9 protein-coding genes and 1 pseudogene are annotated in these 15,279 nt (G+C 66.7%); 6 read left to right on the forward strand and 4 right to left on the reverse strand.

Going from position 1 to position 15,279, the window contains the following annotated elements; genetic code table 11:
• Positions 1-4: 4 nt before the first annotated feature.
• Positions 5-562 (reverse strand): NADPH-dependent FMN reductase, encoded by a 558-nt coding sequence (locus CDV49_RS12885; RefSeq protein WP_088215828.1) that lies wholly within the window; start codon positions 560-562, stop codon positions 5-7.
• A gap of 108 nt (positions 563-670) precedes the next feature.
• Entirely contained in the window at positions 671-9,682 is a 9,012-nt protein-coding gene (locus CDV49_RS12890; RefSeq protein ID WP_088215829.1) for a GH36-type glycosyl hydrolase domain-containing protein, read from the reverse strand.
• Positions 9,683-9,880: 198 nt separating this feature from the next.
• On the opposite strand from CDV49_RS12890, the gene CDV49_RS20500 reads away from it, so the two are divergent.
• The 4 genes from CDV49_RS20500 (at position 9,881) to CDV49_RS12910 (ending at position 12,277) form a co-directional block, all read left to right on the forward strand.
• The gene (locus CDV49_RS20500) at positions 9,881-10,144 is read left to right on the forward strand and encodes a hypothetical protein (RefSeq protein ID WP_218821966.1); all 264 of its coding nucleotides are present in this window, start codon (positions 9,881-9,883) and stop codon (positions 10,142-10,144) included.
• A gap of 317 nt (positions 10,145-10,461) precedes the next feature.
• Positions 10,462-11,268, forward strand: a complete 807-nt coding sequence (locus CDV49_RS12900; protein ID WP_088215862.1) for a S49 family peptidase — start codon at positions 10,462-10,464, stop codon at positions 11,266-11,268.
• Between the two features lies 1 nt (position 11,269).
• Entirely contained in the window at positions 11,270-11,455 is a 186-nt protein-coding gene (locus CDV49_RS12905; RefSeq protein WP_088215831.1) for a hypothetical protein, read from the forward strand.
• A 39-nt stretch (positions 11,456-11,494) separates the two neighbouring features.
• The gene (locus tag CDV49_RS12910; RefSeq protein WP_088215832.1) at positions 11,495-12,277 is read left to right on the forward strand and encodes an SDR family oxidoreductase; all 783 of its coding nucleotides are present in this window, start codon (positions 11,495-11,497) and stop codon (positions 12,275-12,277) included.
• An 81-nt stretch (positions 12,278-12,358) separates the two neighbouring features.
• On the opposite strand, the gene CDV49_RS20505 is transcribed toward CDV49_RS12910, so the two are convergent.
• Positions 12,359-12,496, reverse strand: a complete 138-nt coding sequence (locus CDV49_RS20505) for a hypothetical protein (protein WP_179209199.1) — start codon at positions 12,494-12,496, stop codon at positions 12,359-12,361.
• Between the two features lie 117 nt (positions 12,497-12,613).
• On the opposite strand from CDV49_RS20505, the gene uvrC reads away from it, so the two are divergent.
• Positions 12,614-14,485, forward strand: coding sequence for an excinuclease ABC subunit UvrC (uvrC, locus tag CDV49_RS12915; protein ID WP_088215833.1), 1,872 nt, complete (start codon positions 12,614-12,616; stop codon positions 14,483-14,485).
• Between the two features lie 5 nt (positions 14,486-14,490).
• On the opposite strand, the gene CDV49_RS12920 is transcribed toward uvrC, so the two are convergent.
• A complete protein-coding gene (locus CDV49_RS12920) occupies positions 14,491-15,111 on the reverse strand; it encodes a restriction endonuclease (RefSeq protein WP_088215834.1) in 621 nt (206 codons plus the stop codon).
• On the opposite strand from CDV49_RS12920, the pseudogene CDV49_RS12925 reads away from it, so the two are divergent.
• Positions 15,058-15,250 (forward strand): annotated as a pseudogene (locus CDV49_RS12925) (integrase core domain-containing protein); the annotation flags it as partial. The gene CDV49_RS12920 and the pseudogene CDV49_RS12925 sit on opposite strands and share 54 nt — an antisense overlap.
• Between the last annotated feature and the right edge of the window lie 29 nt (positions 15,251-15,279).

Raw genomic sequence — 15,279 nt, forward strand, 5'->3', positions numbered from 1 at the left:
GCGGTCAGACGCCCTCCCGCACGAAATCCACGAAGCCGGCGAGGAAGCTCGCAAGCTGCTTCCGCGTTTCCTCGTTCTCCAGTTCGTGATCTGCGTCCATCAGCGTATGGGCGCGTGACACCATCATCCGCCCGCCGAACCATGGCCGCGTGCCAAGTGTGCGGAACACCGGCAGCCAGGCGTTCTGGGCAAGGATGGTGCCGAAGCCGCCCGGAGAGGCGCCGATGACCGCGACGGGCTTGCCGCCCCACACCTGCGCGATGTCATCGGCGGGCCGGGTCATCCAGTCGATCGCGTTCTTGAACACGCCGGGCAGCGAATTGTTGTATTCCGGCGTCACGACCAGCAACCCGTCAGCCTGCGTCAGCGCATCCTTCAGGCGGGCTACCGGCTCCGGGATACCCGACGCGGCCTCGTCATCGGCATTGTAGAGCGGTACGTCGGCGATGCTGCCCATCTGCAGGGCCGCTCCCTCCGGCATCAGCCCGGAGGCGGCGCGGAGCACCGATGCGTTGAACGAGGCGCGGCGGAGGCTGCCGGACAGTCCGAGGAGGGTGGTCATCGCGTTCCTTTCCTGTTGCTGGGCGGGAATATAGCATTCCCGGACGCTCCTTCATCTCCCGGGAAAGCGGGCCCGGCTGTCGGGGCTGCCCTGTCTTGCCGGCGGCGTCTAGCGGCTGTCCGTCTCTGCCGCATCACGGGGTACCGGCGCTGCCGATCCGTCGAGGGTGTCCGCGCTTTGCCGGGTCACCTCGACAGTATGGGAGCCGTCCCGCCTGGATACCGCGACGTGGTAGCGGCGGCCGTCGGGAAGCCGGATGTCTGCCTCGTAGCCCGGCCATTCGGGCGGGATCCTCGGCTCCACGCGCAGGTTTCCATCGGCCAGCGTGATGCCGAGGATCCCCTCCACTGCAGCGCGGTAGAGCCAGCCTGCCGAGCCGGTATACCACGTCCAGCCCCCGCGCCCGCGCTTGTCGCCGATGCCATAGACATCCGCCGCCACGACATAAGGCTCCACCCTGTAGCGATCCGCCTCCGAACGGTTCTCCGCATGGGAGACGGGGTTGATCATGTCGAAAAGACCATGCGCATCCGCACCCCGGCCCATTCGCGCCAGCGCATAGACCATCCACGCCGCGGCATGGGTGTACTGTCCCCCGTTTTCCCGCACGCCGGGGGGGTAGCCCTGGATATAGCCGGGATCGCGGCCCTCGCCATCCGCACCGCCGACGAAGGGCGGCTGGAACAGGCGAATGAGCCCCGCCTCGGTATCCACCAGATGCGACAGGGCCGCATCCACCGCGATGGTTGCGTGCTCGTCCGGTGCGATGCCGGAGATGGCGGCCCAGCTCTGCGCGATGGAATCGATGCGGCAGGCGTCGCTTTCCCGGCTTCCGAGCGGGGCGCCGTCGTCATAATAGCCACGGCGATACCACCCCCCGTCCCATCCCGCCGTTTCCAGCGCCTGCGCCAGCCGCTCCCGATGCGCCTGCCAGCGGTCAGCGCGCTCCGCCTCGCCCCGCGCCCGCGCGAAGGGCGCGAAGGCGTCGAGCGTGGCGGCAAGGAACCAGCCAAGCCAGACGCTCTCTCCCCGGCCCTTTTCGCCCACCCGGTTCATGCCGTCGTTCCAGTCGCCCCCCAGAATCAGCGGCAGCCCGTTCGCCCCCGTCCGCGCCACGGCGAGGTCGAGCGCGCGGGCGCAGTGTTCGTAGAGCGGCGCCGTCTCCGCGCTGTGACCGGGTGTGTAGAAGGCGTCATGCTCCCCTTCCTCCAGCCTCCGGCCCTCCAGCCAGGGCAGCGGATGGTCCAGCAAGGCGGTATCGCCGGTGGCCGCCACATAGCGCTCGGTCAGATGGCCCAGCCACACCACATCGTCGGAGATCATCGTCCGGACACCCGCGCCCGTCGCAGGCAGCCACCAGTGCTGCACGTCGCCCTCGGGGAACTGGCGACTGGCGGCATTCAGGATCTGCGCGCGGGCGAGGGAGGGGTCCTGCAGGAGCAGGGCGCTCGTATCCTGCAGCTGGTCGCGGAACCCGAAGGCGCCGGAGGCCTGATAGAAGGCGCTGCGCGCGCGGATACGGCAGGCGATGGCCTGATAGGGCAACCAGCCGTTTATCATGAGATCGAGCTTCGGATCAGGGGTGCTGACCTGCAGGGTATCCGTGATCCCGCCCCATTCCCGTGCCACCGCGGCAAGCGCGGCCTGCCAGGCATCCTCCCCGAGCACGCGGGCGGGCAGGTGATCGACATCGGCTTCCGCCCCGTCGCCGAGCGCGAATGTCACGCTGCGGCTGGCGCCGGGGGGGAGGGTCACTTCCGAGACGAGCACGGCGCAGGGATCGCCCTCCGTCTCCAGGGAGGATCCCGGCCAACCGTCCACCAGCGCCGCCGGACGGCGGGTGTTGCCCCCCCGCCCGAAGAACGCGGTCCGAGAGCCGAGGAACCCCGTCACGACACGGTCGCAGGCGAAGACGGCGGCATGCCCTGCCGCTTCCGTTGCAAAGGGGTTCCGCGCGGCAAGCCCGCCGGAGGCAAGCCGCCGGAGCCGGATCATCGGCGCGGTCCGGCTGCGGTTCTGGCCCAGAACGCATTCCGCATAGCCCGCAATGCGGAGACGCAACGTCCGCCCGGACCGATTGTGGAGCGTGAGACGGGTGAGCTTCGCCGGTTGATCCGCGTGGAGCGTCTGGACGGCCTCCACCTCCAGCCAGTCGGTAAAGACGCGGAAGGTGGTCTGACCGAAGCCGTGCCGCACCTCGTAGAGCGCCAGCGGATCGTCGGAGAGGCCCGCGAAGGGTGTCGCGATGCGGCCGGTCTCTGCATCGTGGATGAAGAAGCCCTCGCCCGGCGGGTCGATGACCGGATCGTTCGACCATGGCGTGATCTGGTGATCGCGGGAGTTGACCGACCAGGTGAAACCCGCCCCGGTGGCCGAGATGTGGAAGCCGAATGCGCCGCGCGCGATGACGTTGATCCAGGGATGCGGTGTCGCCTCCCCATGGCGGAGACGGATGACATAGCTCCGCCCGTCCGCGGAAAAGCCGCCATAGCCGTTCCAGAAGCGCAGCGTTTCCTCGGGGAAGGCAGGGGGCGGCAGGGCTTTGACCGGCACGGGGGGCGGCGGAGCCTTCGGGGCAACGGTTTCCTCGGCGATGGTGTCGAGCCGGTGGATCTGCTCGGACAGCCGCCCATTGCGGGTATGTATCGAAATCCGCGCGGCGGCGAGGAGCGTGTCCAGCGTCTCGCGGCCCAGCATGTCGCGGCGCAGGACATAGACATTGCCGCCTTCCCCCGTCCTGCGGCGCTCATAGCTCTGCGACAGGGCGTTGATCTCGTCCTGCAACTGCTCGGAATAGGAGGTGGCGCGCTCGTTCAGGATCACCAGATCCGCCAGCACCCCGCGCGCGCGGAAGTAGAGATGCATCCTGAGCGCTTCCCGCACGATGGGAAGATCCGCCTCGCTGTCCAGGCGGAGCAGGAAGATCGGCACATCGCCCGATATGCCCGCAGGCCAGAGCGCGGATTGCGGACCCATCGCCGCCTGCGTTTCCGCATCCATCGCCGTCAGTGACAAGTCTGGATAGACCAGCAGCGCGGCATACCGGCGGAAGAGCGCGGCTTCCTCCAGCGGGATGTCCAGATGGCGGAGCTGCACCTGCGAATAGGTCCAGGCGAGGCGGCTCTCGTGCTCGAAGGTTTCGGCGCGGCTGTAGTGCGCCACCGCCCGCTCGAGTTCCTCCGCCGTGTCGGTGACGACGGTCCAGAAGATCAGGCTCGCCTCCTTGCGGGGCAGGATGCGGATGCGGCGGCGGAGGGAGAATATCGGGTCCAGCGTAAAGCCCGTCGCCCCGGTGAGTTCCACGCCCGGATCGAAGGCGGCCGCCGTGCCGAGCGTGCGCCCGCGGCCGATGAAGGCACGCCGGTCTGTCTCGAACTCGGTGCCCCGCCCCTCCGGCGGCCCGCTCAGGAAATGGGCGAGGTGCAACTGCCTGTCGTCCGCGTTACGCCGGTTGCGCCGCGCGGTGATGACACGGCCGTTCTCCCAGACCTCCGTGCGGACGAACATTTTCGAGAAGGCGGGATGCGCCGCGTCCGACTCCGCCCGGTCGAGCACGATCTCCCCATAGGAGGTGATCTCTATGGTCCGCGCCTCGGTGCCCAGATTGCGGAGCACGATGCGCCGCCCTTCCGCATTGGCCTCTGCCGCGACGATGACTTCCATCCGGCTGTCGATGCCATGCGCGACCTTGTGGAACTCCGCCTTGTGGTCGGAGAAGACGGCGCCCGCGATCTCCCGTCTGGCGCGGCGCGGGCTGGTGCTGGCGGACCACCACTGGCCCGAGGTCGTATCCCGCAGGAACAGAAAGCTGCCGCCGTTGTCGAAGGTGGGGTCTGGCCGCCAGCGCGTGACCGCGAGCCTGCCATATGTCATATAGCCCGCCCCGGTGGTGGAGAGCATGACCGAGTGGTGCCCGTTGGACAGGATGGCCACCGCGTTGCGGTTGTCCTCCGGCTCGGGCGCGACGTTCAGGGGCTGCGCCTCCGGCCCGGCGACATGGGCGGGGACGGAGGCCGCGTCGCTCCGGGTAAGGGGCACGATTTCTCGCGGCGCCTTTTCCTGCAACAGCAGTTCCGCCGCCTTGATGACCGGATCGTCGTGAAAGCGCGTGCGGTGGATGCCGTCGAGGATGGAGTTGCCGATCGCGACGATGCTCATACCGTGGTGATGCGCCATGTAGTTCCGCACGACCGCGTATTTCGCGCCTTCCTGCAACCGGCTGGGGGTGAAGTCCACGGCATCATAGGCCCCCTGCGGGCCGAAGGCGCCCATCTTCTCCAGCCGCCGCAGGTTCGCCACCGCCGCATGGGGACGCAACTGGCTCGCCAGCAGCGTGGCGTAGGGGGCGACGACCACGTCCTGCCCGAGGGCGCGTTTCAGGCCAAGCTCCGGTACTCCGAAGGCGTAATACTGGTAGTTCATCTCCCGGTCGCGGGCGTTGAAGGCGCTCTCCGACACTCCCCATGGGATGCCCAGGCGGTTGCCGTGTTGTATCTGCACTGCCACTGCCATGGCGTTGGACTGGTTCAGGATACCGCCCACGCGCTCCTGCATCACGAGCGGGGGCATGAGGTATTCGAACATCGACCCGGACCATGACAGCAGCACGCCCCGCCCCTCAAAGGCGGTGACGGGCCGGCCGAGGCGGGTCCAGTGCTCCACCGGCAGGTCGCCCTTGGCGATGGCAAAGAAGGAGGCGAGCCGCGCCTCCGACGCCAGCAGGTCGTAGCAGGACAGGTCGCGCTCCCCCAGATCCGGCCTGTAGCCGATGGAGAGGAGCCGCTTCTCCGGATCCATCAGGAAGCGGAAGTCCATGGCGAAGGCGAGGGCGCGCGCCCGTTCCGCCAGCGCGGCGAGGCGCTCTGCCAGACTGTCCTTCTCCTCCCATCCCGCAAGCGAATCCCCCGTCATCGCGTCGCATGTCGCTTTCAGCGCATTGGCCCACCAGACGAGTTCCGCGGTGGCCGCGTGGCCCGCTTCCCGATCGAGGTCGAGGCTCAGCTTGCGGATGTCCTCGGCGATGACGGCGAGGTTGATCGCGCGCACGGGGGCAAGCTGCGGCTCATCAAGATAGCTGGCGAGGCTCCGGGCGAAACCGTCGATCCGCTCCTCGATCCGGCGGCGGAGGGGGCGGAGCGTGCGGCAGTCATCCGGCACGGCGGCATGGCGCTCCCGCACCAAGGCCAGCACGTCGCCGATCCCGTCCAGATTGCCCAGCATGTTGACCGAGGGATTCCGGCTCCACTCGCGGAGCGCGGAAGACAGCGTGACCAGATGTCCGGCGAGGTTGCCGCTGTCCACGGCGGAGACATATCGCGGCTCCAGCACGGCGAGGTTCGCCGTGTCATACCAGTTGTAGAGATGGCCCCGATACTTCTCCATCCGCTCCAGCGTGCCGAGGGACTGTTCGATGCGGCCCACGGCGGCCTCGAAGCTGATCCAGCCGAAATCGCGCGCGGTCAGGACGGAAAGCAGATAAAGCCCTATGTTGGTGGGGGAGGTCCGCTCGGCAATCTTCGGGGCAGGGGCTTCCTGAAAGTTGTCGGGGGGCAGCCAGTTCGACTCCGCGGTGACGAAGGTTTCGAAATACCGCCAGGTGAGCCGTGCCGTCCGGCGCAGCGTGTCACGGTCCGCGGGACGGATGTTCAGCCGATCCTCCGTGGCGAGCGGGCGGCTCACCTCCCATGCCGCCAGCGGCGCCAGCGTCCAGATCAGCGCGAAGGGCAGGGCGACGGCCAGACAGGCGGGGTTCACAAGCGCCACCGCAACAAGAAGCCCCAGCCCGATCACCGGCGATATCCACATGTAGCGCAGGTAGTCTTTCAGATCGGACCGCGCGCCAACATGGACCTGCTGGGCCGTGCGCCATTCCAGCAGATGCTTGCGCGAGACGAACATGCGGTAGAGCGCGCGCACGATCGCATCGCCCATCGTCACCGCGAGATGCGCCATGAAGGTGAGCCGCAGGCCGAACTCCACCAGCAGGCCGCGCCCCTCGCTCAACACCACGTGGACATGGCTCCGGGGAGAGGTTCCCCGCTGCCGGGGCACGACCCCGATCAGGAAGTTGGCAAGCGGCACCAGGATGAAGGTCAGGACAAGCCCCACCTGCCACCAGAGCGCGGCGGTGAACGGCATCGTCAGCCAGCCGATGGCGGACCCCAGCACCCAGGCGATGGGGACCAGCGTGCGGCGCAGGTTGTCCACCATCTTCAGCCTCGCCACGCCGTTCAGCCCGTTCGTCGGGTCGAGGATGAAGGGCAGAAGCTGCCAGTCCCCCCGCGCCCAGCGGTGCTGGCGGGAGACATCCACTTCGTAACGCGTCGGGAAATCCTCGATCACCTGCACATCGGAGACGAGCGCCGCGCGGGCCAGCGAGCCTTCGATCAGGTCATGGCTCAGAACCGCGTTTTCCGGCAGGCGGTTGTCGATGGCGGCGTCGAAGGCGCGGACGTCATAGATGCCCTTGCCGGTGAAGCTCCCCTCGTCCAGCAGGTCCTGATAGAGGTCGGACACGGCAAAGACGTAAGGATCAAGACCCCGGTTGGCGGAGAACACCCGCTGGAAAACGGAGCTTTCCGCCCCGGATGTGAGTGAGGGTGTGACACGCGGTTGCAGGATGCCGTGTCCGCGCGTGACAAGGCCAGTTTTGGGGTCGTTGCGGGGCCGGTTCACCGGGTTGTCGATCTTGCCGACCAGATCGGCGATGGAATCGCGCGGCAGACGGGTATCCGCATCCAGCGTCACCACGTAGCGCACCCCGTCCGGCGGGCGGGGGCCGGTGTCGAGGAAGGTGGTGTCGCCCTCACCCTCCAGAAGCTGGTTCAGCTCGCTGAGCTTGCCGCGCTTGCGCTCCCACCCCATCCAAACGCCCTCGGCGGCATTGAACAGGCGGCGGCGGTGCAGAAGGAAGAACCGCCGCCGCCCGTCATGGGCATAGCGCTCTGCCAAGAGGTCAATGCCGTCTCGGGCATAGGCCACCAGTTCGTCGTCGGAGGGCTGCGTCTCCTCCGCCGCATCGGCCCAGTCGGAGAGCAATGCAAAGGACACCTCGCCGCGCGGATTGGCGAGATAGTGCCGCTCGAGATTGCCCAGCAGGTCGTCGATCGTGTCGTAATCGGTCAGCAGGCAGGGGATGACCACCAGCGTCCGCGCCTCCGGGGGGATGGCGTCGGTGTAGTCATAGGCGGGCAGCCGCGCCGGCGGCACGAGCCGGGAGGAGACGAGGCTCACCAGCGCCATCGCCGCATCCGAGGCCGGAACCAGTGCCAGCAGGATGAGCAAGACGGAGACGGGGAGCGGCAGCATCGGCTGGGCGGGAAGCGTGAGGGCCAGCAGCCCGGTGATGATCACGGAGAGCACCAGCACCGGCACGAAGATCGCCGGCCAGCCCAGCCGCCGCGCAAAGCGGAGGCAGCGCTCCCCGAAGCGCATCCGGTAGCCGCAGGCATGTTCCAGCTCGCCGAGCCTGTCGCCCACCAGCACACGCCCAACCTCTGGCCCAACCGCTGGCCCGGTATCGTGGGGCGTGTCGCGCGGGGTGTCGGCGGGACTGCCCGCCTCACCCGTGCGGGTATCTGCGGGGTCTGCCTGCGCCTGTGGTTCCGTTGGACGGGCGGCGAAGCGATTCGGATCACCTGCGCCTGAAAGAGCACCCGCCGCGTCGGAACTGACCGGGGCGGGGGACGCGTCGAAGGACTGCGCAGGCGAAATGGGTGAGCGATCATTTCCCGGATCATCCGGGGGCGATGCGTTACCGGTCGAACCCGAAGAGGCCGTGCCTGACAGGGACGTGCCTGACAGGGGCGCGCCTGCTCCGGCATCCTGCAAGGGAGGGCGCCCCTCCGGGTGCGAGGGAAAGCCCCCCTCCCGTTCAGCGCCAGAGCGGAGGCTTTCCGCCGCTCCTTCACCCGACACGGGCCGGCGAGCCGATTGCGCCGCGTCAGGCGTCAGGCGCGTGTCCCGATCATCTGACCCGGTTGAGCCCCGCCCGATTGTGGCAGGCCCGATCGCGTCAGGCCACCCATCTGCATCGCGTGGCACATCTGCATCATGAAACCCGCCTGCATCCTGTGGCCTGTCCGTCCGGGCGAGGGCCACGGCTTTTTCCGCCACCTCCACCTCGTCGAGCCGGCCATGACGCGCCACGCGTTCGACCGTGTCGCGGTAGGCATTGCGTGACGGCTTGTCGAGGCGGCCATAATCGGAAGACTGCCGGAGCACCCTGTCAACAGCGCTGACCTTTTCGAACCATGTGAGCCAGTCCACGTCGTCCACCAGCCTGAGGCCGCGGATGATGTTGCCGCTGGAGACGTTGCTCGCCGACTGGCGTGCATGTTCCAGCGCAACCATGCGCTCGGCAGTGGTCCCGCGTTCCGCCAGCCGGGCATCCAGCCAGGCCGTGCCCTCGCGGGATATCTGCGTGCCGTCGCGGAAGCGATAGACGAGCTGGGACGCGAAGGTATCCTCCCGCGCTTCCGCGACATGCGTGGCCAGAAGCAGCGCCACGCCGCCTTCGCCCGCGGGGATGAGCATCTGATCGGCGAGCGCATTGGCCGCAAGCCTCTGCCGACGGGCGCTGTCCACCTGTTCCGATTGCCGGCGGAGGTTTTCGAGCAGCACGAAGCGCAGGAGCGCCGGAACCGCCCAGAGCTCTCCGATGGTGAGGATGCGGCGGGTCTGGTAGCCCTCGACCATCTCCGTCAGCCCGGCGAGCGAGATCTCGGAATCCACAATCGCCACGTATTGCCAGGCAAGTGCGAAGGCACGGGGGACCCGCTGCCCGTTGACAAGCGTGATCTGTGGCAGGTGGCGGTAGAAGGAGGGGGTGAGGTCGCGGCGGAGGTGGCGGAAGTTTTCCTCTACCACATGATGGTTGTCGATCAACCATTCGGCGGCGGGGGTGATAAGCTCCCCATCCCGCGCGGCGGCCATGATGGAGAGGTAGTTCCGCGCGATGACGGCCTGATTCTGGTCCAACCGCTCCATGATGCGGAAGGGCTGGAAGGCGTAGAGGTCGGGGCTTTCGCTCTCCGCGACGGCAGCGCCCGCCGCGCGGAGACTGCCGCCCGACCAGAAGGGGATACGGATGGAGGACGCCTCGGGGCTCGTTCCGTCCACGGTTAAGCCCAATGCCAGTGGGTCATGCAGCGCCTCCCTGAGCGACGGGCGGCGATCAGAATACCTCGCTCACCCTGGCCGCAACGCGGCGAAAGCGGCGTTGTTCCCTGAGCGGGGGGCTTGCTTGACCGGCCTGAGCCTGACGCCCGAACTTTAAGCGCCCCACCGCCTTGCGCCTGTCCTGCAGGCAGAAGACGCATGTCGGAGCAGTCGGAGCAGTCGGAGCAGTCGGAGCAGTCGGAGCAGTCGGAGCAGTCGGAGCAGTCGGAGCAGTCGGAGCAGTCGGAGCAGTCGGAGCAGTCGGAGCAGTCGGAGCAGTCGGAGCAGTCGGAGCAGTCGGAGCAGTCGGAGCAGTCGGAGCAGTCGGAGCAGTCGGAGCAGTCGGAGCAGTCGGAGCAGGTCAGAAGAAATTCCGCAGCCCATCGTTGGAAAACCCGTGTTACCTCCGGTTCCCGGACATGAGCTGACCCGGCATTGTGGCGGAGCGATTCCGACGGCTGGCGGCTGATCAGCCACTGTCATCCGACGATACGCCTTCTGCTGTGCCATCCCGGCACTGGCGACAGGCTGCCCTGTCTCCGCCAGACGGCCTGCCGCGCGCCGCCGCGTCTCCGGCACAGGGAACCAAATCCCCCTGACCTGCCGCCGATCACCTCCCTTCTGAGCCGCCGACCACCGCCCTTTTGACAGGAGTTGTCGCCAGGCCGGCGAGGCCTGTGCGGTGCCGGTCCCGGCGGCACCACTTGCCGGAGGGGGGTATCCGCGCATAGATGCGGCTCATGGCTTTCACATTTTCCTTGTCCCGCCGTCCGACCGTCGCTGTCATCCGCCTGCAGGGCACCATCGCCGCAGGTGGCCGCGGGGGGTTGAGCGATGCGTCCCTTGCTCCGGTGATCACCCGTGCTTTCGCGAAGAAGCCGGTTGCGGTGGCGCTTGCCGTGAATTCTCCCGGTGGCTCTCCGGTGCAAAGCGCGCTCATCGCCGCGCGCATCCGCCGTCTGGCGGAGGAGAAGCAGGTGCCCGTCCATGCCTTCGTGGAGGATGTGGCGGCCTCGGGGGGCTACTGGCTCGCCACGGCGGGGGACGATATCTGGGCCGATGACAGTTCCCTTCTCGGATCCATCGGGGTCATCCATGCCTCCTTCGGGTTTCCCGAGTTCATCCATCGCCACGGCATCGAGCGGCGGGTGCTGACGGCGGGCCGCTCAAAGAGCCTTGCCGATCCGTTCCGCAGCATGACGGAAGCCGACGAGCAGCGGATCCGGGCTTTACTGGAGCCGATCCATGGGAATTTCATCCATCACGTGGAGATGCGGCGCGGTCCGCGGCTGGCCAGCGACGTCGATCTGTTTCAGGGCGATGTTTGGGTCGGTCAGCAGGCGGTTGCACTGGGTCTCGCCGATGGGATCGGACATCTCGTGCCGCGCATGAAGGCGGTCTATGGTGACAAGGTCCGCTTTCGCGCGTTCGGGCCGAAACGGTCCCTGCTGTCGCGGCTTGGCATGCAGGCGCTGGGCGCGGAAGCGCTGGCCGGGGTGGAGGGGGCTGTGGAGGAGCGGGCGCTGTGGGCGAGATACGGATTGTGACATGCTGTTGAAAATCGCGATATTCTTTCTGGCGGCGGTCGTTCTGCTCGGCTTTCTGGGCCAGATGCGCTGGTTCCGGCCCACGCGGAAGCAACAGCCGCCGCAGATCTCGAAGCCGCAACGGTGTGGCGACTGCGGAACGTGGCTCATCGGGCGGAAGACCTGCCCCTGCAAGGACAAGGCCTGACGCGTTTTCGGGCGCATCCGAGGGCGGAAGGGAGAAGACATGGCACCCAAGGCACTGGTTACGGGCGCAGGCAAACGCATCGGGCGGGAGATGGCGCTCTACCTCGGCCAGCGGGGATATGAGGTCGCGGTCCATTACTCCGCCTCCGCCAATGGGGCGGATGAGGTCGTCCGCCAGATTCGCGACGCGGGCGGACAGGCCGTGGCACTTCAGGCCGACCTGCTGAGCGCCTCGGAGACGGAAAGCCTCGTGCCTCGCGCAGTGGATATGCTGGGCGGTGCGCTGACCCTGCTGGTCAACAATGCGTCGATCTTCGAATACGACACGCTTGCCTCGGCCACGGCGGAAAGCTGGGACCGGCATATCGGCTCCAATCTTCGTGCGCCGTTCTTTCTGACGCAGGCCTTTGCCGCACAGGCGCCGCAGGCGGGCAAGGATGACCGGGGAGAGACAGTGGCGCAGGCGCTCGTCGTCAACATCATCGACCAGCGGGTAGAGAAGCTGACGCCGGAATTCATGACCTATACGATCGCCAAGATGGGGCTCTGGGCCTTTACCCGCACGGCGGCGCAGGCGCTTGCTCCGACGATCCGGGTCAACGGCATCGCACCGGGGCCGACGCTTCGCGGCGCGCGTCAGGATGACGACCACTATCGCCGCCAGCGGGCCGCGACGATTCTGGAACGCGGGGCCGATCCCTCGGACATCACCGCGGCTCTGGGATATCTGATCGAGGCACGGTCCGTCACCGGGCAGCTTCTGTTCGTCGATGGCGGGCAGCGGCTTGCCTGGCAGACGCCGGACATCCTCGGGACGAAATAACATTTCGCGTCCTTTTTGCCCGGGGGTAAGCGGCACCGAGACTTGACTTTTCCCGAGCGGGCGCGGCCCGTCACGAATTGTTCACGATTCATCCGCATTTGCTGCCGCTTTGCCTGCGTCAAAAAATTTTACTCGCAAAATCAGCGTGTTGTAATCATGCCCAAAAAACGGGCAGCTTGACGAAGGGGCAGGAAAACAAGGAAAAAGGCTCTCTGCCATGAAGTTGTCTCCAGACTTATCCACAAAAGTCGTGGACTCCTTTTCCCTTGCATACCGAGTGCCCAGATTGCAGCCCATGCCGGGAATCGACCCGGTCGCCAAGAGGAGAGCCATCCCGTGACCGCCGCCGAACCCAGACCGGATCAGCCCAAAACCGGACATGCGGTGATTGCGGATTATCTTCGCACGCTCGACTCCTCGCCCGGCGTTTACCGGATGCTGGATGGCGAGGGGCGCGTGCTCTACGTCGGCAAGGCGCGGAACCTGAAGGCGCGGGTGTCGAACTACGCGCGCCCCTCCGGCCATTCGGGGCGCATCGCGCGGATGATCCGCGAGACGGCCTCCATGATGTTCCTGACCACCCGGACGGAGGTGGAGGCGCTGCTGCTGGAGCAGAACCTCATCAAGCAGCTGAAGCCGCGCTATAACGTGCTGCTGCGCGACGACAAGAGCTTTCCGAACATCCTGCTGTCGCGGGAGCACCCCTTTCCGCCGATCAAGAAGCACCGTGGCCGAAAGGCGGAGAAGGGGGACTACTTCGGCCCCTTCGCCTCCGCCGATGCGGTGAACCGGACGATCAACCAGTTGCAGAAGGTGTTCCTGCTGCGCACCTGCTCCGACGCCACCTTCTCCAGCAGGACGCGGCCCTGTCTGCTCTACCAGATCAAGCGTTGCTCCGCCCCCTGCGTGGGCCACGTCTCGGAGGAGGGCTATGCGGGCCTCGTCCACGATGCGAAGGAGTTTCTGGAAGGCCGCACGACCCATGTACAGGCCGAACTCGCCACCGAGATGCAGGCCGCGTCGGAAGCGATGGAGTTTGAGCGCGCCGCCGCCCTGCGGGACCGTATCAGGGCGCTGACGCAGGTGCAGTCCTCGCAGGGGATCAATCCGCGCGGCGTGGCGGAAGCGGACGTGATTTCGCTTTACTTGGAGGGGGGGCAGGCCTGCGTGCAGGTCTTCTTTATCCGCGCGAACCAGAGCTGGGGCAACCGGGACTACTACCCCCGCACCGGTTCCGGCGCGGAGGCGGGGGAGGTGCTGGAGGCGTTTCTGACGCAGTTCTACGACGACAAGACGCCGCCGCGCCTCATCCTGCTGTCGCAGGAGATCGACAATGCCGATCTCGTGACGGAGGCGCTTCGGGAGCGCGCGGGCCGCAAGGTGGAAATCAGCGTGCCGCTCCGCGGGGAGAAGGCGGAGTTGGTTGCCAACGCGCTCCGCAACGCGCGCGAAAGCCTTGCCCGCCGCCTGTCGGAGAGCGCCACACAGGCGCGGCTCCTGGAGGGGGTGGCGGAGGCCTTCGGGCTTGAGGCGCCGCCCGCGCGGATCGAGGTTTACGACAACTCCCACATTCAGGGCACGAACGCGGTCGGCGGCATGATCGTCGCGGGGCCGGAGGGATTCATCAAGTCGCAGTATCGCAAGTTCAACATCAAGGGCACCGAGATCACGCCCGGCGATGACTTCGGCATGATGAAGGAGGTGCTGACCCGGCGGTTCCAGCGGCTGCTGAAGGAAGACCCGGAACGGCAGGGCGAGGCCTGGCCCGACCTGCTGCTGATCGACGGCGGGGCGGGGCAGGTTTCGGCCGTGCATGAGATCATGGCCGAACTGGGTGTCGAGGATATTCCGATGGTGGGCGTCGCGAAGGGGATCGACCGGGATGCCGGCAAGGAGGAGTTCTACCGCACCGGTGCGCCGCCATTTGCGCTCCGCCACAATGATCCGGTGCTCTATTTCATCCAGCGTCTCCGCGACGAGGCGCACCGATTCGCGATCGGCACCCACCGGGCCAAGCGGGCAAAGTCCATGGGCGCCACTCCGCTGGACGAAATACCGGGCGTCGGCGCGTCGCGCAAACGCGCGTTGCTTCAGCATTTCGGTTCCGCCAAGGCAGTGGCAAGGGCCGGTCTGTCCGACCTGAAGGCAGCGCCCGGCATATCGGAGGCCATTGCCCAGACGGTTTACGATTTCTTCCACAAGGACTGAGTTGATCAAATCTCTGCTTCGTCGAAGAAATCCCTATCCACCGTCCTGATGAGATAGGTAGCCCGCGTTCGCACGCCCACGGCATGGGTGAGCATGAGATCGGCCAGCCGACGGCCGTCGATCAGGACGACACGGAGTTGCATCCGCCGCAGATAATCCGAGGCATCTCGTGAAAAATCCGAAGTCGTGACGAAAACCCCCTTCGTCGCGCCTTCGCCGGTGAGCGAGCCGATGAACTTCTGCATGTCCGGCCGACCGACCCGATGATTCTCCGCATAGCGCTTGGCCTGCACGAATACCGCATCGAGGCCCAGGGCGTCCTCATGGATGATCCCGTCGATCCCGTCATCGGCTCCTTGGGCGGTCAGGCGTCCGTTCGTCAGGTCTCCGCCTCCGAATCCCATCGCATCAGGCAGCTTCAGGATGACACGCTCGAAGCGCCGAGGAGTCATCCGGCGCACCAGGGTCAGCAGTTCGTCCCGCACCGCGGCATTGAGTTGCTGCGGTGCAGTTTCGATGGCGTCTTCAGGGGTCTGGTCGGTGGCAGAATGTTTCACCGCGGAAGGTGGGACGGGAAGCCGCAGCAGAACGCTTACGTCGAGCGTTACAACAGGACGGTCCGGCATGAATGGCTGGACCTCTTAATCTTTGAAACAATCGAGGAGGCACAGGAGATCCGACGGGCTATGGACTTACAATAATGAGCGCCGCAACACGGGCATCGGCGGCATTACGCCCGCCCAGAAACTGAAGATGGCTGCTTGAGGTCCACTTCTGCGCCCCGTTGAAACGGA

Origin of the sequence: Haematobacter genomosp. 1 (assembly GCF_002196855.1) — a bacterium.
GTDB lineage: Bacteria > Pseudomonadota > Alphaproteobacteria > Rhodobacterales > Rhodobacteraceae > Haematobacter.

Bases quoted from the DNA above. Each gene is read 5' to 3' on its own strand.
- CDV49_RS12885 (WP_088215828.1), bottom strand. From the start codon at position 562: ATGACCACCCTCCTCGGACTGTCCGGCAGCCTCCGCCGCGCCTCGTTC.
- CDV49_RS12920 (WP_088215834.1), bottom strand. From the start codon at position 15,111: ATGCCGGACCGTCCTGTTGTAACGCTCGACGTAAGCGTTCTGCTGCGG.
- CDV49_RS12910 (WP_088215832.1), top strand. From the start codon at position 11,495: ATGGCACCCAAGGCACTGGTTACGGGCGCAGGCAAACGCATCGGGCGG.
- CDV49_RS12905 (WP_088215831.1), top strand. From the start codon at position 11,270: ATGCTGTTGAAAATCGCGATATTCTTTCTGGCGGCGGTCGTTCTGCTC.
- CDV49_RS12900 (WP_088215862.1), top strand. From the start codon at position 10,462: ATGGCTTTCACATTTTCCTTGTCCCGCCGTCCGACCGTCGCTGTCATC.
- CDV49_RS20500 (WP_218821966.1), top strand. From the start codon at position 9,881: ATGTCGGAGCAGTCGGAGCAGTCGGAGCAGTCGGAGCAGTCGGAGCAG.
- CDV49_RS20505 (WP_179209199.1), bottom strand. From the start codon at position 12,496: ATGGCAGAGAGCCTTTTTCCTTGTTTTCCTGCCCCTTCGTCAAGCTGC.